Here is an 18,603-nt window from a genome sequence, read left to right as displayed (position 1 = left end):
CACTGTAGAATCAATGATATAGTGAATTTATTCCTATACTTCGAAAGTTGAGTGTCAGGATGCCAATCGGAACAAAAGTAGCCTTTTTGCACTCAAAAGAATGCCCACGCTGCATAAACAGATTGATTCTATGAAGCGGTGAGTTGTCATTTTTGTCCGCGCGGAGGCTCTTCCTGGCGAAACGGATGCCTCTTGGCTTGAAATCGTGGCCCCTTCTCCTTGAGCCACCGGAGCACCAGCTCTTCGCTGAGCTTCAATTCCATCGTCTCCACACAGATATCGCCCGGCAGCTCGTCTTTGGGATAGCAGTACTGCCGCTCGATGAGGGCGGCCGACACCTTCTCTTTCGTAAGAGTGGATATCCAGCCGTCATGCTCGACGCTGGTTTCGCCGGTCTCGACCTGGCGCCGCAGAATCTCGGCGCGTATCGGCTCCATGGCTTCGATTTCGCCCTTGAAGCTCAGGCATTCGGCCCACTCGGCAAGCTTCGGGGTAGTCGCGTAGTTTCATAGGACGAACCCTTAAAAAGGGATTTCGCTTCGCGACCGGCGCCGCAGTGATGCCGTTGCGCTCCTTCCGTTGTGGCGAGAGAGAGTTTCTCCTTTAGCCGGCTGGTCAGGCCAACGCATACCGAGGCGTCGTAGTCATCGGCCTCAAGCGAGAATTTCAGCAGCGGATTAAAGGTCGCCTTCGGTTCCTCACCCGGCAGGCCAGCACTTGGTTGACTGGACGAAGGACTTGGTCCCGCCATTGCGCTTCGCCTTCTGCGCGATGTTCAATAAGCAAGGCTTGCCAAGAAGATTGACGATATCAAAGCCCATCAGCTCGTCGTCGGTGAACGGGCGCCCACGCCAACCCACCAGCAAACGTCTGGCAAGAGGTCTGATCTAGCTACCTCAACGTCCTCCTTAGCATTTGATTAGCCACAAGCTGCCAGTCCGCTGACGGCCCCACTTCGGTCATTTGAGAACCGGCGGCGGATGACCGCTACTGGCGGTGGCGAACTCGGCCGGTGTCTGCCAGGCGATTTGGGAATGCGGCCGCGCGGTGTTGTAGTCGGCGCGCCACAGGGCGATGGCGGCGCGTGCCTGAGCCAGCGAAGTAAACAGCGTCTCGTTGAGCAGTTCATCGCGCAGTCGGCCGTTGAAGCTCTCGATGAAGCCATTCTGCATCGGCTTGCCGGGCGCAATGTAATGCCATTCGACGCGGTTCTGATCCGCCCAGGAGAGGATGGCGTTCGAGGTGAACTCGCTGCCATAGCACCTAAGGAATGAAGGAGTGGCGGCAGCCGAGACAGCGGTGCACATGATGACACCCGGACGCCTAGGCGTTGGCCGCAGGGTAATTTGACGGGAAGAGAGCGCGTTTCGTTTCCTCGTCGTTCGTCTTCTTGAATTCGTGATCCTGCCCAACTGCCCGAGCCTTCGCAACCGCTGGGCGAGCGTCGATCCCGGCGAACCACCGCTTGATGTTAGGGAAGGCGGCCAGGGGGTCGGCCGCCCCCTTCATCACACGGGAGGCACGATCGATCCAACCCCAGGCGGACATGTCGACGATCGTGTAGTCGGACCCTACGATATAGTCGCGGCCGGCGAGTTGACTGTCGAGTACGCGATAGTGGCGCTCCGCTTCGCGGCGATATCTGTTGACGGCGTAGTCGAGGCCGTCGGGAGCTGCAAATTGGAAATGCACGGCCTGTCCCGAGAAGGGTCCGAGGCCCGTTCCGAGGAAGAAAAGCCACGATAAAAGCTCACCCCGATCGGCGGGCTGCCCGAGGAAGCGGCCTGTTTTCTCGGCGAGGTACAGCAGAATGGCGCTGGAATCGAAAACCCGCGCCTCTTTGCCGCCCAGGCCTTCGGTGTCGACGATGACGGGCACCTTGCCGTTGGGATTGACGGCGCGAAATGAGGGCCGATGTTGTTCGCCCTTGCTCGTGTCGACCGGCACCAGCTCATACGTTAGCCCGGACTCCTCCAAGAACAGGGCCACCTTGGCAGGATTGGGCGTCGGGTGAAAATAGAAGCGGATCATCGCGCTCACCTTCAGGATTTCAGACTGACTGCGCGCAAGGGCCGCGCGCCGGGTCGACGGGGCCGCTGATTCAGGCGACCGGCGCGACATTGCCAGCGCTTCCGCCGCTACGGAAGTGACGCAGCGTTATCGATTTCATTCCCGGCCGCTTGAGGCCGGCAACCTATAATGAGCGGCTCGGCGACCCGCAATGTTCCGAGCGGGCCCTTTCGGGCGCGAGCCGGTGGCGTCAAAGGACGGCGCTTGGGACGAGCGGGGTCGAAGCGTCGCGCCGATCGTAACGCACCGTCGGCGTCTGCATGGCGACGATCTCCTCGCCGACCGTCGGGTGCACGGCCATGACCGACATGAAGTCTTTCATGGTGGCTCCGCTGCAGACGGCGATCGCCAGCACCTGGATCATGTCGCTGGCCTCCTCAGCGAAGATGTGGATCCCGAGGATGCGGTCCGTCTCGAAATCCACAATGACCTTCAAAAGCGAGGCCTCGCAATCGCCCGTCACGGCGGCCTTCAGCGGCCGGAAGCGGACCTTGTAGACGTCGACAGCATGGTATTTCGCCCTCGCTTCCAGCTCGGTCAGGCCAACGGTGCCGATCTCCGGGTTGGAGAAGACCGCGGTTGGCACATTGGAGTAGTCGACCTGCCAGGCTTTCTCGCCGAACACGCTGTCAGCGAACGCGTGGCCTTCGCGGATCGCGACGGGCGTCAGGTTGAACCGGTTCGACACGTCACCCACGGCGTAGATGTTAGGGACATTCGTGCGGGAGCTCGCGTCGACAACGATTGAGCCGTCTGTCCCAGTCTTGACCCCAGCGCGGTCCAGTCCAAGCGAGGTCGTGTTCGGGCTGCGCCCGAAGGCGAGCAGCACCTGGTCGGCCACCAGCCTTCCGCCCTGTTCGGTCGTAACGTCGATTCTTCCCGCGTGGTCGCCACCGCCGACGTGCACGTCCGGCCGCTCAAGACGGCGGATACTGTCGCAAAGCATCAGCTTGATGCCACGATTCGTGTAGGACGCGGCGACCGCCTGGCGCACGTCCTCGTCGAAGCCGCGCAGGACATTGCTTCCGCGGCAGACGACGGTGACGTCGCTTCCCAACGCGGCAAACAGGCCAGCGAACTCCATTGCGATGTATCCCGCGCCGCCGATAACAAGCTTCCTCGGGAATGTCTTCAAGTCGAAGATGTCATCCGAGGTGATGCCGAGCTCGATGCCGTTGAAGGGAGGAGTTCGGGCCGTGCGCCTGTCGCAATCAGGATCGTGCGCGCCCGCACGCGACGGCCGTCTTTGAGGAGGCGCACCGTATGCGCGTCCTCGAGCACAGCGCGAGACCTCACGACCTCGACGCCCGCGTGCGACTTCACGACAGCGAGCGTGCCGCCGTGCCTGGCTGCTCCGTCGCGGCTCCAGCTCGGCGACTCCGGCACGTTCCTTCGGACGTAGAGGATGAGCAGTGCGGGGAGCACGCCGACCATGAACATGCCGCGCCAGCCGATGTACTGGAACAGCAGGCCGTAGACGATAGAAGCCAGGAAGTAGCCAGCAGGGTAGCCAGACTGCAGAAGTCCCGAGACGAAGCCGCGCGCGTGGGCAGGGACGCTCTCCATTGTCAGCGACGCGCCCACGCCCTACTCGCCGCCCATGGCGATGCCATACAAAGCTCGCAGCGCGATAAGCGCCGTCAGGCTCGGCGCGAACCCCGAGGCGAACTCGAGGACGGAGTAGGGGAGGATGTTGACGATCACGTTCGGTCGGCGGCCCCAGCGATCAGCCGCCCGGCCGAAGACGAAAGCTCCGATCGGCCTCATGGCCAGGGTGAGCAGGATCGCAATGGTGACGTTCGAAATATCGGTCTGGAATTCGGCAGCGATATCCTTGAGGACGAACACCAACAAGAAAAATCGAATGCGTCGAGCGTCCAGCCGAGAAACTCGCCGCGACCACGTGTTTTTGCTCGCGTGTCCATCCGGATAGCGCTTCGATCTTCATTGTTGGAGCCATTGGTCTGCGGGAAACTGAGCAACGAGGCACGCGGCTCGTCAGCCGCCGATGACAGCGGCAATGGCCTCTTTCACTTTCGCGACGGCATAGCCGCCGACCTGCTCGAGTTCGACGTGGGGAAGGTTCGGCATCTCGTCAGGCACCACGCCGCACGCGACGATCGCAGGGCCCGGGCACGCGAACGCCTCGATCAAGGTCGATTCGAGCAGAGCCGGATCGCGGACCGTAAAGCCTTGGGCGCCGCAGGCGCGCCCGAGCGCGGCATAATCCGGGTTGGTGAATTCGATCGCCTTACGGAACGGAAGGATTCCGACGCTCTGTGCCTCGAGCGTTATGAGCCCGAATGCGGCATTGTCGAAGATCACGATCTTTACCGGCAAGCGGTGGTGGACTGCGGTGAGGAACTCGCCCATCAGCATGTTGAAACCGCCATCACCGGTGAGCACGATGACCTGTCGCGATCGGTCGAGCGCCTGGATTCCGTTAGCTTGTCCAAGTGCCGTACCGACGGCGGCGTTGTTGAACGAGCCGGCAATGCGCTGCTTGCCGTTCTGCCGGATCCAGTTACCCGACCAAAGCGTGTTGAGGCCCGTGTCGAAGACAAACACGGCGTCCTCCTTCGCGAGGTCGCTGACCATGCGGGCGACCGCCTGCGGGTAAATCCTGTCGCGGCTGCGCATCAGGTCGCTCTGCTTGTCGAGGAGCTCGTCCCAGGAACGGCGGCCGTGCGCGACCTTATCAAAGAAGGCGCTGTCCGACTTTGTCTTGAGTTTCTGCATGAGTGCGGCGAGTGTCGGCCGCACCGAGCCCCTCACGCCCAAAGCCGTTGCCGTGCGCCGGCCGATCGCCGCAGCCCGCTCGTCGATCTGGATGACGTTCCCGTGCGTCGGAAGGAAGTTCGAATACGGGTAGTCCGTGCCGACCATGAGCAGGAGGTTGCTATCCTGGACTGCGTTGTACACCGGCTTGCTGCCGATCATGCCGAGCCCACCCATCCAACGCGGGTCGTCGTAGGCCATGATTTCCTTTCCGCGCACCGTGTGAACGAGTGGCGCCTTCAACCGATCCGAAAGTTGGCGAAGCAAATCGGCCGCGCCCCAGCATCCCGCTCCACACAGGACGGCGACCGAGGATGCCGCATCGATGCGGCGCACGACGTCATCGATCTCGTGCTCGTCGGGGGCGGTTTCGGCGCGAGGGCCGAGCGTCGCCACGCTCGGAACGGCGTGCTCGATATTGCTGGACAGCACGTCCTGGGGGAGGGTCAGGTGCGCGACCCCGGGTCCCGCATACGCAGACGCTATCGCCTGGTGGATCACGCCGGGCGCCTGCGCTGGCGCTGTGATCGTCTGGGTGTAAAGCGACACGTCCCGGAAGAGCAGGTCCGGCTCCGTCGACTGGTGGTAGTCGATGCCCTTCAGGCGTCGCGGCATCTCCCCCGATAAAGCCAGGACGGGAGCGTGGTCGCGCGCGGCTTCGTAGAGGCCCGCGACGAGGTGCGTGCTGCCGGGCCCCGTCGTTCCGGCGCACACTGCAAGCTGGCCGGTCAGCTTCGCTTGGCCGGCCGCGGCCAGCGCCGCGCCCTCTTCGTGCCGTACGCCGACCCAGTCAATCTTGCTCTGCCGCACGGCATCGCCCAACGGGTTCAGCGAGTCGCCGATCAGGCCAAAGATCTGCCTTACGCCGACCTCCTCGAGGACGTCGACGAGGGCCTTTGCGACAGTACGCGACATGGGATCACTTCCGCGGTTGGCCCGCTTTCATCCAAATGGCCGCCGGGTCCAGGCCAATGCCGCGGCGTCACTGCCAAAGCCTTGCGCTCTTGCACTAATTGGCTCGGTGTACAGCAAGATTTGCCCGCGCGGTGATAACCCGGAGTTATGAATAGCATGCCCCGCTGTATCCGGGTCCGGCGCGTCGGGTGGATACACTCAGTCGTCGTGCACAGCACGACGCCGGACACGCCGACAACGGAGCATGCCGTAAACCGAGCCGCGTCGCCCCCGAAGGCCGTGATCGCGGGAGTCAACGCCGTGCCGTTCAAAATACTCGTGCTCTACGGATCATACCGGTCGGACAGGAAGGGCATCCGCCTGAAGCAGCGCATAGAACAGTGTGATCTCTGTTTGCAGAACTGCCTGGTGCAGGGCAGCGGCTTGACGAGTGACACATCAGTGTCCTCCACGTTCGCGGTCGGGCCGGCCGGAGCCGCTCCGCTCATCTACGCGAGCGCCGCCACGGTGACGGCGACCAGCGAGACGGTGACAGCCAGGCCGACAGTCTTCGGTGATTTCAAGGGGGCTCTTTTGCAGCTGTTCTTCTCGAATGGGGTGAAAAGATAAGAACCGGATTCTCGGCTGAACTTCGTCGTGATCTTGTCCCGCGCATCGACGAACACGTCGGCGGCGATTTCTTCATTCGCCCGCGCGAAGTTCAATGCCGTTCGCACCCTCGGCATTCAGCCCGCCGCAAAACGCGAACAGCCAGGCACAAACCGGTTTCGCCTCTCCGCTTCCTTGAAAACTCGACGGATGTCATCAGGGTTTTGACCGTCGCACGCCATCACTTGACGGATGATTGGCTCGCCTAAAAGGTCTTCGAGAGTGGGTTCATATTGATATGTCCATCGACGGATCATCATGCGGATGCCTTCTTTGCCCCATGCGCGGCACGATGGCTCGGCGCAATGGCTTCATTCAACGTCGAGGCGGCCGCGTGTTCGGCCAGCCCAGTGGACCTAAGGATCGGAGATAGCCAACGAAATTAGAAATTCCCTTTGACCATGCTTTCGATAGGCGCGAGATATCGTCGCCCAAAGGCGCTGCGTGCACCGTCGCGCCAAGGGGCATTTCAAACCGGCTCATTGCCGGATTGTCCCGGCCGCGGAAAGCGGGGCGAGCCGTGTGTCTGGACGAACGGCGACGGATTGTGGATTCGCGGCGCGATCCGCGGACCTATTTTTCCGCCGCGGGCGGCCCGCGGCACTACCGTTTGGACCATTGAAGGAAACCCGCGTCGATGCACGATCTGACTGCAACGCTGTCCCACGTCGTCTGCCAGGGCGTACAGCGGATGCGGGTTCTCGATTTCATCCCCGGCACGCCATTCCTGACCGCCCGCGCACTCGAAATCCCTGAACCAGCCAGCAGCTCACCCGAGATCGAGGCGCGGCTGCTGAAAGAACTGCGCCGGCTGTCGATCGACCCTCTTGATCGCACTGGCTAGAGCACTAGTTCATGACGAAGAATTACTGGGGTGCAGGCGGAATTGCCGGGCTACAGCCGGCGCCCGGCGATTCTGCCGCCAGCTTGGTAGTGGCGGAACGGGGAAGGCGCTCCTTACCCCCTCTCAGTGACCTTCTCCGTCTCCGTTACGGTTAACGCCAAGTTGAAGGTTGGGAGATGAAGCCAACGGGTTGCGTCTCGTCGAGGCGGATCGGGTTCAGCTACAGCAAGTCATCCTCAACCTGATCCGGAACGCGGTCGAAGCGATCGAGGCGTCCGACATGGGGCAACGAGAGCTGTTGATCAGCACCCAACAAGACGGCACCGAAATCGTCGTGTCAGTCCGCGACACCGGGCCAGGGGTCGATCCGAAGCAGTTGGAGCGCGTTTTCGAGGCGTTCTATACCACCAAACCCGGCGGAACTGGGATGGGCTGTCTATATGCCGGTCCATCATCGAGGCTCACGGGGGTCGGCTGTGGGCGGAGCCAAACGAGCCTCGTGGCTCTGTATTTCAGTTCACCTTGCCTGGCGCGGAAGCGAGATCATGAATCTCCTGCTTTCGTTCCACCTGCCGTAAGCACTGCGCTAACACACCTCTTGAGATCGTCCTCATCCACTGGCTTGCGCAGATAGCAGACGACACCATTGTTCAGTGCGCGGGACCGATCAGCATCGTTGGGGTAGGCTGTCACGAGGATTGTCGGAATCCTGCGCTCCGCATCGACAAGGTGTCGGATAGAGGTCGTGCTCTGAGCAACGAGATCGGCCTGCGTTCCGAGCGCATGCCCGAGGGCGCCGCCGAAAGTAGAGAAGAATCCACATGACAGATGCGGACAACACCCCTTCTTTCGGAAGTGTCCGGCTGCGAAAGCGACTTCGGCGAGCGCGTCGGAATCCCCGCCGCAGATGGCGGACCACTGGATCGCGTAACGCATAGTGATTCGCATTGTAGCGCTCGGCCCAACCCGCTGGGAATTTCTGGAACAAGACGTGCGAGGGAATGTCATGGGGCTTTGCCGTCGCACCGGGGATGCGGCCGGCGAAAGCTCACGCAAATTCTGAGCGCGCAGCCTGCTCGAGGAGAAGGTCCCGGACGCTCACCTCGTCGTCGGAGTCCTCGATCGACTTTTATGAAGTCCCAAGCTCTCTAGAGGTGATGAGCATTCCCCCGGATCCAACCGTTGTCATCCGCCCACGTCTCCAACCATCCGAACGTGTGTGCAGATCCGGTCTTCCTTCTGGGATCTGGGCCGGCGCCGCACGCTTTCGCTTGCTGCCCCTGGCGGCCTTTGAAACGGTGCCAGTAAACGGATGTCGGTGCCACTCGTGATTTCACGCCAGAGTTCAGACGAGTGACCGCTCGTGTCCGGCAACCTCGGTCCGGCAGATCAGAAAGTCCCACGATTTGCGGTCCCGGACACGCATTGTGGACCCTAGGCGCTCGTGCCTTTGCTCGGCGCGGACGCGACGACGCGGGCGCTAATTGCTCTCGGCTGATTGCCCGCCGCGAATCAGCGATGCAAAGCCTCGGAAATGCGTTTGTGGCGGGACTGCGCGCTCGCGGACACCCACTTGGGAGGGCCGAGGAATTCAATCACCCGCACTGCAAGGTCGCCGACGCCGATTATTCTCACTTAGGCCGCCGTCACTTGCAGCCCGCGCTGCACCGCCGGACGCGCCATGCCGCGGTCCAGCCATGCCTGCACATGAAGAAAGCGGTCGAAGCCGACGAGCTCCCGCGCTTCGTAAAACCCGATCAGGTTGCGCACCCAGCCGAGCAGCGAAATATCAGCGATGCTGTAGTCAGCGCCCATCACCCAGTCACGGCCCGCGAGCCGTTCATCGAGGACACCGAGCAACCGCGCTGATTCGGTTGCGTAACGGTCGCGCGGGCGCTTATCCTCATAGGCCTTGCCGGCGAACTTGTTGAAGAAGCCGACCTGGCCGAATATCGGCCCGACTCCGCCCATTTGCCACATCACCCACTGGATCGTTTCGTAGCGGGTGTTCGGATCGGCCGAGATAAATTGTCCTGTCTTGTCGGCAAGATAGAGGAGGATCGCGCCTGATTCGAACAGCGCGAGCGGCGTGCCGCTCGGCCCGTCGGAGTCGTAGATTGCTGGAATCTTGCCGTTGGGGTTGAGCGCGAGAAAGGCCGGGTCGTGGCTTTCGTCCGCCATGATGTCGATCCGGTGCGGCTCGTAGGCGAGGCTCGTTTCCTCAAGCATGATGCCGACCTTCACCCCATTGGGCGTCGGGAGGGAAAAGAGTTGCAGCCGATCAGGGTACTGCGCTGGCCAGCGCGTGAAAATTGGATGATTGAGTGTCACTTTCTGTCTCCTAGAAAAGCGGGCCGAGCTGCGCCAGGACATGGTCGAATCTTCCACCTGGATGTGTGCCGAGACGATCACCACGACTCAAAGGCGACGATGATCCACGGGGAGGGGAGAACCGCTCGCGCCCCTGAGTCCTCACGGACGAACACGGATGATCGTCTCCCCCGCGCGTCGCTCGGTCGGGTTGAAGGCGGCGGCATCGTCGAAGGTCGAAGCGCTGCCGCAGGTGCTGTTCCCGGTCGCGTCAGTGTGCGGATTGCGTGCACCGAGGACAGTGAACAGGGTGGCGACGAGGGTAAGTACCCCATACCCGAAGGCTATCTGTGGTAGCGAGAAGGTGTTGGAAAGTTCGCCGGAGATGAGGCTGGGCAAGGCGGCACCGCTGTAGCAGAGCAGGTAGATCGCGCTGAAGATCGGTGCGCGGTCGGCTAGCGTGCTGCCGTGCAGCAGCCCACGGGTGGCGGCGCTGATAGCGATGCCTTGGCCGGCGCCGGCGACTATGGTTGCGATGATGAATAACGCGAGTGTGCCGGCGTTGATCGCTGTGATGATGCCGATCATTCCGGCCAGGAAGGTGATCATGCCGACGCGTTGGGCTGCCGCGGATGTGAACCGGCCGCCGATGGGAGCGCCGAAAACGCTGGGGGCCATATAGGCAGAGAACACCAATCCGAGGATGAGCGGGCTGCGGGTGTGGAGTTGATCTTCGACCAGCGCAGGCACGAAGGCTTGGTAGAAGGCACCGGTTGCCCAGGTGGCTAGGAACACCGCTGCCGCGACAGGGAGCAGATGCCTGACCCGGGCCGGTACGCGGACCCGGGGTAGCAGTGATCGCCAAGCGCCCTGCGTCGGAGTTGCGGTTTCCGGGCTGATGGCGATGAGTGCGGCAGACAGTAATAGGAAGCCGACGCAAACCAGGTAGATGAGGTCGCGTGGCCAGGGGCCGAACTGGACCAGGGCGCCGGAGGCGATGGCGCCGACGGTGAGGCCGAGCATTGGTCCTTGGCTGGAGGCGACGGAGGCCAACCATTCCGGCGTATCAGGTGCGGCGTCGACGATGTAGGAGGTAAGGCTACTGCTGGCCAACCCAGTACCGACGCCCCCCAGGAGCCGACCGGCCAGCAGGATGTTGATGTCGTGCACATTCAGCAACAGCAGACAACCCAGCAGGAGCAGGCCGAGGCTAGTGATCGCAGTGAGCCGGCGGCCCAGATGATTGGACAGACGTCCCAGTACCAACAGTGAGGCGATGGTGCCGACGGAGTAGCTGACTATGGCCATGGAGATGCCTAAGTTAGAGAACCCTTCCTCCGCCCGGTAGATGTTGTACAGGGGGATCGGCGCGGCTGAAGCGGCAAAAGAGGCCACCAGGGAGACCACGGCGGATATGAATGCCAGCCGGAGCGTTCCGCTCCGGCGAGCCTCGTTGATCACTGGTGCCACGTTTTGCATCGAGCCCTGCCTTTCTGTTCCAGGCAATTGAGTAATATCCGTCCCAGTTTGCGCTGCGCGTTACTCGATAAAATCTGCGGCGGCGATAACCGTCGATCGCAGCGAGTTACGAATTTTCCAATAGCCGGTACGTATAGTTTCTATAGCGGCGGAGAATAGCGCTGCGACAGGCCTCACTGCCGTTCGTAAATCAAAGCAAGATGCGCAGGCCGTCGCCGTGCCTGCGGACGATTTAGTCGATGATTGCCCCGGACTCGGCGATGACCCGATCGCCTTCGGTGATCACGGGCGACTTGCGGTGGATCTCGCGCAACTCTACCGGCGCCAGATTGGTGCGCGCGTCGCGCTGGTAGAACGCAACCTTGTAAGGGGCCTGCACCTCGTCCAGGAGCCACAGGATGCGCTGCGACCACGACTCGTTCAGGTGGCGGACGACGATCATCACCTTGATCCTAGAGGGGGTTATGGCAGTCGATGGCTACGCAATCGGTGATGTGACGGAGGGCAGAACCGCTCGCCCTCCCCGAGTCCTCACGGAGGAACATCGGCAACGTCTCGATCCTCGACGACGCCGTCGCCGCCTTCAACCCGCTGTGCGCCTGTCCAATCCCAAACGCGTCGCGACTGGCTCCTCAGGCGCGTTAAAGACTGACGTCGTGAGCAGGACAGCGGCAGCGAGGACCCAGTAGTACCAAGCGTCGAGCCCAGCGAATCTGAACGCAAACGGTGCGATGACAAACAGTACCCCGACGGCGCGATCGACCCAAAGGTGCAGCCAGTAGGGAATGATACGGACGAGCCCGGTGGGATGGTCGGTCAGGGCGGGCAAGAGTAGCGCCGCGACACCGACAAGAACCGAAAGCCACAGTGCGATCGGTCCGCTCTGGCCGAGCTTCAGCAGGAACGGTGCTGCGATCAAGACGACAGCGACGGGATAATCGATGAGGTAGGCGTGCATAGACTTGGTGATGAAGCGGAACGACATTGGTGACTCCTATATGTTTGTTTGCTTCGGCGGGTCCTCGCGACGTGGAAAGCGCATCCATCTAAGAGGGCGATCACGCCGCCCTATGCTGGTAGGCACTCCATACAAACTTCACGGGTCAGCCCGGTTAGTCGCACAGAAAAGCTATGCTGGTAGGCCAACCATTAGAAATGCCGGGTTGTTATCGTTTCCATTCCACTCGCCCGGCGCCATGGAAGCGGGTTAGTTAGTGTGGCGTCGAGCGTCTACCGCCGGTCCAAGGGCGGAGTGAACTTCAGGCGCACGACGCGACGGTGCTTCAGTGTCTGGCTGTCGAGGTCAGGGAAGGCTTGGGAAGATCGGCCGGACCGTGCCATACGTCATCCGCTTCCTTTCTAGGCACCCCACAAGATTCGGGACAGTTGCCGTGCGTTACGCCGAGGCGCCGCTTTCGACCTTCCGTGTCGCTGCTGTCAGGCCCTCGCGAGGTAGCAGCTTCAGGAAGCGCTTGTGCATTCTCTTGGCGCGCGCGAGCGTTCCGAGCGCCGCGGAGAGCATCCAGTTGAAGTGGTCCGTCCCCTGCATCGAGCCTCTCCTGACTTATGGTTTTGCGGCGACCCCGCGAGGCGACATGTCAGCGCGGACGCCGCCCCGCCCGAGACGAGAGCGCGAACACGCAGAATACTCGTGCGCGACGTCGGTGGAGACATAGCCCTGCGGCGCTGCGAGCGCGTCCAGCACGAGTTCGGTTCCTCACTCCCGCACCCGCGCCGTACTCGATCAGGATGGGCCCCGGGCCGGCGAACTGTCGCAGTTCGAGTTGGCGCGCCCGCAGGATCGCTGTCTCCGCGCGCGTCGGATGATGGCGCTTTTGGACGACGATACCTCACGCCTATCGAAAAGATGACCAAAGGGAATTTTTAATTTCGTCCGCCGCGTCCGATCTTTGGGTCTGGTTGGGCCAGCCGAGCATACGCGGCCGCCCTGAGATTAATTGAAGCAATTGCGCGTGCCGCCGTGCCCCGCGTGGCCGCAACGGAGCCCCCATGGATTCACGCGATTTGCCACGACCAGAAAGTGGACTGCAACTCCGATGACCAATGACCAGAGCGACAAAATTTTCCATCCGAACCGCCGGGGCTTTCTCGGCGTTGCCGCTGCCACGGGCGCTGCTTCGCTGGCTCCGGGTGTCCTGGTCGGAACCGCCGCAACGACCGCGGCTCTCGCGGAAGCATCCCAACCTGTCTCCTCCCAAGCCGTGGATGCTTCCGCGAGTACTATCGCCGCCAAATTGCCATCGCCAACGCCCGGCTATCTATCATTCGGCCCGGACGAAGCCGGCTTCGTCGAGGTAATGGTCAACGTGATGTGTCCTGCGGATGCGCTGACACCAGGCGGCGTCGATTGCGGGCTTGCAACCTACATCGACCGACAACTGGCAGGCGGTTTCGGTAAGGCCGCACGCCTTTATATGCGCGGCCCCTGGCGAGAGGGTAAGCCTGAACTGGGCTATCAATCGCCACTCACCCCCGAGCAGTTTTTCAAGGCGGGACTTGGCGCTGCGGATGCCGCCTGCCGGAAACGCAATGGCAAGGCCTTTAGTGAGTTGGATGAGAGTGTTGCCGACCGATTTCTCCATGAAATTGCCGAAGGCAAGGTGACGGACGAGCGCGTCCAACTCGCCTCGTGGTTCAACGAACTTGTCTATCCGCTATTTGAGCAAGCTTGCTTTGCAGATCCCATCTACGGCGGCAATGTCGGCAAGGTGTTCTGGAAGGCGATCGGCTATCCAGGTCTCCCCGCGGTTCATTCCCAGGACATGATCGATTTCCGTGGCAAGCCTTTCCCGGGTGCCGCCGATCCGAAATCCATCGTCGACTTCGCCTAAGGAAAGAAATGATGGCTACACGCTTGAAACATCGCACCGTCGTTTTCGTTGGGGGCGGATTTACGGCGGCGCTGGCTGCTCGCCAGCTGACAGCCAAGGGCGTCGATGTCGTCGTCCTTGAACGTGGAATCGACCGCACCCCTACCGCTGCAACAAGCCTGCCATCACAGCGCGACGAACTGCGCTGGGATGTCCATGGTGATCTCTTTCAGGATTGGTCCGTCCAGACCTATACTCTTCGCCATAATAGCGACGAAACGGCTCTTCCGATACGGCGTCTCCAGGCCTTCAAGCCCGGCGAGGGAATGGGCGGTGCGGCCAATCACTGGAACGGCCAGACCTGGCGCTGGGGCGAACACGATCCTGTCCTGCGCACCCATCTTGAGAGTCAATATGGCAAGAAAGCTATTCCAGCCGACATGGCGATCCAGGATTGGGGCGTCACCTATGCTCAGATGGAGTCCTATCACGACCAGTTCGAAAAGCTCTTCGGTATTGCCGGCAAGGCGGGCAACCTGCGCGGAAAGGTGCAGGATGGCGGCAACCCCTTCGAGGCACCGCGGCAGAACGAGTTTCCGCAAAAGCCTCTGCCTATCACCGAAGCGGGCGTGATTTTCAGCGAGGCAGCCAAAAAACTAGGCTACAAACCGTTTCCCATGCCGGCGGCGAATTCGCCGGAAGCTTACACCAACCCCGATGGCATGCAGCTTGGTCAGTGCCAGTTCTGCGGCCATTGCGAGCGCTTCATCTGCGAAGCCAACGCCAAAGCAAGTCCCGAAGTCCTGCTCTATCCAATGCTGCGGAAGCGCAAGGATTTTGAGTTGCGCCTGCAAACCCACGTTCTCGACGTTCGCTATGATCGCAAGGCCAAGCGCGTGACCGGCGTTCGCTACATAGATCGTGTAACCGGCGAAGAGTACGAACAGCCGGCCGACGTCGTCGTGCTTTCTTCTTTCACGATGTCGAATACCAAGTTTCTGCTGATGGCGGGGATTGGGACGCCCTACGATCCGAAGACTGGTCACGGGGTCGTCGGCAAAAATTTCTGCCACCAGACAATGTCCGGCACGCGTGTCTTCATCAAGGACCGCTGGATCAACCCGTTCCTGGCGTCCGGTGCATCACAGACGGTGATCGACGAATTCAACGGCGGCAATTTCGACCACAGCGGTCTTGGCTTCTTTGGAGGCGGCTACATCTACGCCAACGTGACCAACGGACGGCCGATTACAAGCCGAGCCGTCCCGCCCAGAACTCCGAAATGGGGGTCGAAATGGAAACAGGCCAACGCCGATTGGTACGCCCACAGTTTCAGCATTTCCGCCCATGGTAGCTGGTATCCGCATCGGGAGAACTATCTCGACCTCGACCCGACCTATGTCGATGCCTATGGTCAGCCACTCCTGCGCATGACGTTCGACGTTCGCGAGAACGAGCGCCAGATGTCCGTATATCTTTCGAAGAAGATCGATGAGATCGCCAAAGCGACGGGTGCCGACATAGCGCCGCCGACAGCCCCCCGCAAGGGGCCGTACGATAGTCGCGTCTATCAGACCACACATGTCACTGGCGGCACGATCATGGGAAGCGATCCCGGCACCAGCGTCGTCTCTCCTCATCTTCAACACTGGGATGCGGAGAACCTGTTTGTCGTCGGTGCATCCGTCTATCCCTTCAATGCGGGCTACAACCCGACAGGCCCGCTAGGAGCACTCGCTCTTCGACTCGGCGACGACCTCAACGATTACGTTGCACGGCCACGCCACCTCTGATCCCAACCTAAAAAGGACGTTCCCAATGAAAGGCGCGAGAAAGATTGGCGCGTTTATCGCGATGCTTGTACTTGCGGGAACAACCGCAAATCCCGGCTACGCACAGGACGCCGAGCACGGAAAAACCGTCTTCAAAGCTTGCGCGGCATGCCACGCGACGGATCATGCCAATCGCGTCGGGCCGGGCCTGGGAGGTATCATCGGCAGGAAGGCGGGTACGGTTCCCGGCTTCCGTTACAGCAACGCGATGAAGAAGTCCGGCATTGTCTGGGATGCGAAGATCGTTGATGCGTATCTGGAATCGCCACAGAAGGTAGTTCCCGGAAACAGAATGCCCTACGCAGGACTGAAGGACCCGACGGACCGGGCGGACCTCGTTGGCTATCTTGCTACGTTGAAGTAGCGGCTCGTTGCTCGTTGAGCGAGGTGTCAGCAAGACGCCATCTTTTCGCACCTGAAACGTCGACACCGCCGACTAATGTGTACAGGCGTCCGAACTGCCTGATCCTCTGTCTGACATCCACACCGCCATGCCATTTACGAGTGTGCTGCCCGCGCTTCGAGCGCTGCAGCGGTCGCTTGCGTGCCTAACGAACCGCTGACGAAGGGCAGTTTCGGTGAGATGGCCTGCTGTTGGCATGCGGCCTTTCCTCGTGCATATCGATCCTGCCGATGATGGCGTGGAGGTCGTCAACGCATAACGGATCGTGTTCGTGCTTCCGCGCCTAGCGGGGCGGTGCGAAATGCCGGTACAAGCTGTCGCGATTGTGGTCTATGAGGGTGTCCAAGCCCTGGACGTCGCAGGGCCAGGTGGACGTGTTCAGCGAGGCGAACAGCTATCTCGACAAGCACGGATCGCTATGAAACGGCATTGGTCGCCGCTCACCGCAATCCGCTGCGCGCGTCGAACGGCATACGAATGGTGGCCGACCTAACCTTCGAGGAGGCTGCGGACGGGTTCGACGTCATTCTGGTGGCTGGTGCGCCCACCGCACCAGAAGCGGAGCCTGAACCGTGCCTGGTTCGATGGGCCGCAGAGGCAACCCATACGACCACGCCAAGGCGGAGAGCTTCATGAAGACGTTGAAGGTCGAGGCGGTCTATCCCATGGCCTTCGAGAGCTTCGAGGGCGTCGCTGACCACCTTCCTCACTTCGTCGAGGTGATTTACAATAAGCGCACGCTCCATTCGGCGCTTGGCTATCTGAGCCCGCAGCAGTTCGAGGATCAACACATCCGGCAGACTGGCAAATCAGCAGCCTGAACCCGGTCCACCCTCAGGGGCGCACTCCATGGAGTAGCCAATGACGACACCGTCCAATTCACCTGGCGAAACCGACTCCGAAGCAAAGCGCGCGCTGCAAATTATCGAGAGCATGCCCGGCCACGCATGGTCGGCCGATGCCGCCGGAAGGTTCACGTATGTCAGCCCAAGCACCCTGGCTTTCCTCGGTAACGCGCGCGAAGATCTTAATACTTCCGACGACGAGGATGAGTTCGGCTGGCGTCGGGTCGTCCATCCCGACGATTATGATCGGGTCGCCGCCAAATGGCGGCATTGCCTCGAAACCGGCGATCACTATGACACAGAGCATCGTCTGCGCCGCGCCGATGGTGTGTATCGCTGGTTTCGAAACTCAGGACGACCCTCACGCGATAGCCAGGGGCGTATCACCCAATGGTACGGCACGACAATAGACATTGACGAACAGAAGCGGGCCGAGGCGGCGCTGCGCGACCGGGAGCGGGAGCTCTCGCAGCTTGTCGACATGGTTCCGAGCCACCTTTGGCGGCTGACGCCGGACGGCGAGCCGACCTTCTTCAACAAGCGCATGATTGATTTCCTCGGCCTGGACTTAGCGGATACGGACAGGCCGGGGATGAGCCGGCTGGACGCGATGATAGAGACCGTCCATCTGGACGACGCAGCGAAGTTCAGGGACGCCCTCAACCGCTGCCTCGTCACCGGCGAGAGCTTCGCCATGCGGTATCGCCTGCGCCGCGCTGACGGCGTCTATCGCTGGATGTCGAGCCGCGCCGAGCCATTGCGGGATCAGGACGGGCGCATCGTCCAGTGGTACGGCCTCTGTCACGACATAGATGATCAGATGCATGCCGACGAGGCGCTGTCGCAATTGCAGCAGATGCAATCGGATTTCGCTCACATGAACCGGGTAAGCACGATGGGAGAATTGGCTGCCTCGCTGTCTCACGAAATCACGCAACCGATCGCCAGTGCTCGGAACAATGCCCGCGCAGCCCAGAATTTTCTTGACATACTGCCGCCAGACTTGGGCGAGGTCAGGGAAGCGCTCGCCTGCGTTGTCGGCGATGCCGACCGAGCAGGGGACATCATCGACCGCATTCGTGAGCACATCAAGAAAGCGCCGCCGCGAAAGGAGTGCTTTGATCTCAACGCTGCCATCAGTGAAGTGATCGCATTGACGCGAAGCGTAACCACCGGACAAACGGTATCGGTCCAGACCCGGTTTGCCAACGGATTGTGTCTCGTAGAGGGGGATCGAGTTCAACTACAGCAAGTCATCCTCAACCTGATCCTGAACGCGGTCGAAGCGATCGACACGGTCGAGATGGGACCACGAGACCTGCTGATTAGCTCGGAAGAAGTCGGGACAGAAATCGAGGTGGCAGTCCGAGACTCTGGGCCAGGAATCGATCCGACGCATCTGACCCACGTTTTCGAGGCGTTCTACACCACCAAGCCCAGCGGGACTGGAATGGGGCTATCAATTTGCCGGTCCATCATCGGTGCCCACGGCGGCCGGCTATGGGTGCAGGCAAACGAGCCTCGTGGTGCCGTATTTCGGTTCACCTTGCACGCCGCAGAAGTGAGATCATGAAACTCTTGGTGTCGTTCCAGCAGGTGTGAGAGCTGCGGCGAGACACCTTTTCAGATCGTCCTCATCCACTGGCTT

Annotated in this window: 17 protein-coding genes and 3 pseudogenes; 7 read left to right on the top strand and 13 right to left on the bottom strand. The window is 61.2% G+C overall.

Translation table 11 applies throughout. The features are described 5' to 3' along the window. Nucleotides 1-146 precede the first annotated feature (146 nt). From NKI67_RS31855 to NKI67_RS31825, 7 genes and pseudogenes are all read right to left on the bottom strand, one after another. Nucleotides 147-437, bottom strand: a complete 291-nt coding sequence (locus tag NKI67_RS31855) for a hypothetical protein (protein ID WP_352648818.1) — start codon at nt 435-437, stop codon at nt 147-149. A gap of 522 nt (nt 438-959) precedes the next feature. Next, nucleotides 960-1,256 (bottom strand): annotated as a pseudogene (locus NKI67_RS31850) (integrase core domain-containing protein); the annotation flags it as partial. Between the two features lie 67 nt (nt 1,257-1,323). Continuing rightward, nucleotides 1,324-2,031: a glutathione S-transferase family protein gene (locus NKI67_RS31845; RefSeq protein WP_352648816.1), complete on the bottom strand. Its 708-nt coding sequence runs from the start codon at nt 2,029-2,031 to the stop codon at nt 1,324-1,326. Between the two features lie 229 nt (nt 2,032-2,260). Next, entirely contained in the window at nt 2,261-3,205 is a 945-nt protein-coding gene (locus tag NKI67_RS31840) for an FAD-dependent oxidoreductase (protein ID WP_352648814.1), read from the bottom strand. 230 nt (nt 3,206-3,435) lie between these two features. Beyond that, nucleotides 3,436-4,018: pseudogene (locus NKI67_RS31835) on the bottom strand (MFS transporter); the annotation flags it as partial. Between the two features lie 50 nt (nt 4,019-4,068). After that, the gene (locus tag NKI67_RS31830; RefSeq protein ID WP_352648812.1) at nt 4,069-5,763 is read right to left on the bottom strand and encodes a thiamine pyrophosphate-binding protein; all 1,695 of its coding nucleotides are present in this window, start codon (nt 5,761-5,763) and stop codon (nt 4,069-4,071) included. A 488-nt stretch (nt 5,764-6,251) separates the two neighbouring features. After that, nucleotides 6,252-6,467, bottom strand: a complete 216-nt coding sequence (locus NKI67_RS31825) for a hypothetical protein (protein WP_352648810.1) — start codon at nt 6,465-6,467, stop codon at nt 6,252-6,254. A gap of 581 nt (nt 6,468-7,048) precedes the next feature. On the opposite strand from NKI67_RS31825, the gene NKI67_RS31820 reads away from it, so the two are divergent. Next, nucleotides 7,049-7,255: a hypothetical protein gene (locus tag NKI67_RS31820; protein WP_352648808.1), complete on the top strand. Its 207-nt coding sequence runs from the start codon at nt 7,049-7,051 to the stop codon at nt 7,253-7,255. A gap of 190 nt (nt 7,256-7,445) precedes the next feature. After that, nucleotides 7,446-7,804, top strand: a pseudogene (locus tag NKI67_RS31815) (sensor histidine kinase); the annotation flags it as partial. Here NKI67_RS31815 and NKI67_RS31810 read toward each other — a convergent pair. The 6 genes from NKI67_RS31810 to NKI67_RS31785 form a co-directional block, all read right to left on the bottom strand. Then, nucleotides 7,799-8,191, bottom strand: coding sequence for a response regulator (locus NKI67_RS31810; protein WP_352648806.1), 393 nt, complete (start codon nt 8,189-8,191; stop codon nt 7,799-7,801). The pseudogene NKI67_RS31815 and the gene NKI67_RS31810 overlap by 6 nt on opposite strands. A gap of 699 nt (nt 8,192-8,890) precedes the next feature. Further along, nucleotides 8,891-9,628, bottom strand: coding sequence for a glutathione S-transferase N-terminal domain-containing protein (locus NKI67_RS31805; RefSeq protein WP_352648804.1), 738 nt, complete (start codon nt 9,626-9,628; stop codon nt 8,891-8,893). A gap of 99 nt (nt 9,629-9,727) precedes the next feature. Then, nucleotides 9,728-11,044, bottom strand: a complete 1,317-nt coding sequence (locus tag NKI67_RS31800; protein WP_352648802.1) for an MFS transporter — start codon at nt 11,042-11,044, stop codon at nt 9,728-9,730. A 232-nt stretch (nt 11,045-11,276) separates the two neighbouring features. Next, the gene (locus tag NKI67_RS31795; RefSeq protein WP_352648800.1) at nt 11,277-11,486 is read right to left on the bottom strand and encodes a glutathione S-transferase N-terminal domain-containing protein; all 210 of its coding nucleotides are present in this window, start codon (nt 11,484-11,486) and stop codon (nt 11,277-11,279) included. 141 nt (nt 11,487-11,627) lie between these two features. Further along, complete coding sequence (locus tag NKI67_RS31790; RefSeq protein ID WP_352648798.1) at nt 11,628-12,029, bottom strand: SPW repeat domain-containing protein; 402 nt, start codon at nt 12,027-12,029, stop codon at nt 11,628-11,630. A gap of 411 nt (nt 12,030-12,440) precedes the next feature. Further along, the gene (locus NKI67_RS31785; RefSeq protein WP_352648796.1) at nt 12,441-12,593 is read right to left on the bottom strand and encodes a hypothetical protein; all 153 of its coding nucleotides are present in this window, start codon (nt 12,591-12,593) and stop codon (nt 12,441-12,443) included. 508 nt (nt 12,594-13,101) lie between these two features. Between NKI67_RS31785 and NKI67_RS31780 the strand changes: the two genes are divergently transcribed. The 5 genes from NKI67_RS31780 to NKI67_RS31760 all read left to right on the top strand — a co-directional run bounded on the left by NKI67_RS31780 (nt 13,102) and on the right by NKI67_RS31760 (nt 18,528). After that, on the top strand, nt 13,102-13,896 hold the full coding sequence (locus NKI67_RS31780) for a gluconate 2-dehydrogenase subunit 3 family protein (RefSeq protein ID WP_352648794.1): 795 nt from the start codon (nt 13,102-13,104) through the stop codon (nt 13,894-13,896). Between the two features lie 8 nt (nt 13,897-13,904). After that, entirely contained in the window at nt 13,905-15,668 is a 1,764-nt protein-coding gene (locus tag NKI67_RS31775; RefSeq protein WP_352648836.1) for a GMC family oxidoreductase, read from the top strand. 25 nt (nt 15,669-15,693) lie between these two features. Beyond that, nucleotides 15,694-16,071, top strand: coding sequence for a c-type cytochrome (locus NKI67_RS31770; RefSeq protein ID WP_352648792.1), 378 nt, complete (start codon nt 15,694-15,696; stop codon nt 16,069-16,071). A 611-nt stretch (nt 16,072-16,682) separates the two neighbouring features. Beyond that, nucleotides 16,683-16,931, top strand: coding sequence for an integrase core domain-containing protein (locus NKI67_RS31765; protein WP_352648790.1), 249 nt, complete (start codon nt 16,683-16,685; stop codon nt 16,929-16,931). Nucleotides 16,932-16,971: 40 nt separating this feature from the next. Beyond that, nucleotides 16,972-18,528, top strand: coding sequence for a PAS domain-containing sensor histidine kinase (locus NKI67_RS31760; protein WP_352648788.1), 1,557 nt, complete (start codon nt 16,972-16,974; stop codon nt 18,526-18,528). The last annotated feature ends 75 nt before the right edge of the window (nt 18,529-18,603 follow it).

The organism is Mesorhizobium sp. M0408 (assembly GCF_040321495.1).
Taxonomy (GTDB): domain Bacteria; phylum Pseudomonadota; class Alphaproteobacteria; order Rhizobiales; family Rhizobiaceae; genus Mesorhizobium.
The sequence above is the reverse complement of the archived record's forward strand: the minus strand, read 5'-3'. Positions and strand labels throughout refer to the sequence as shown.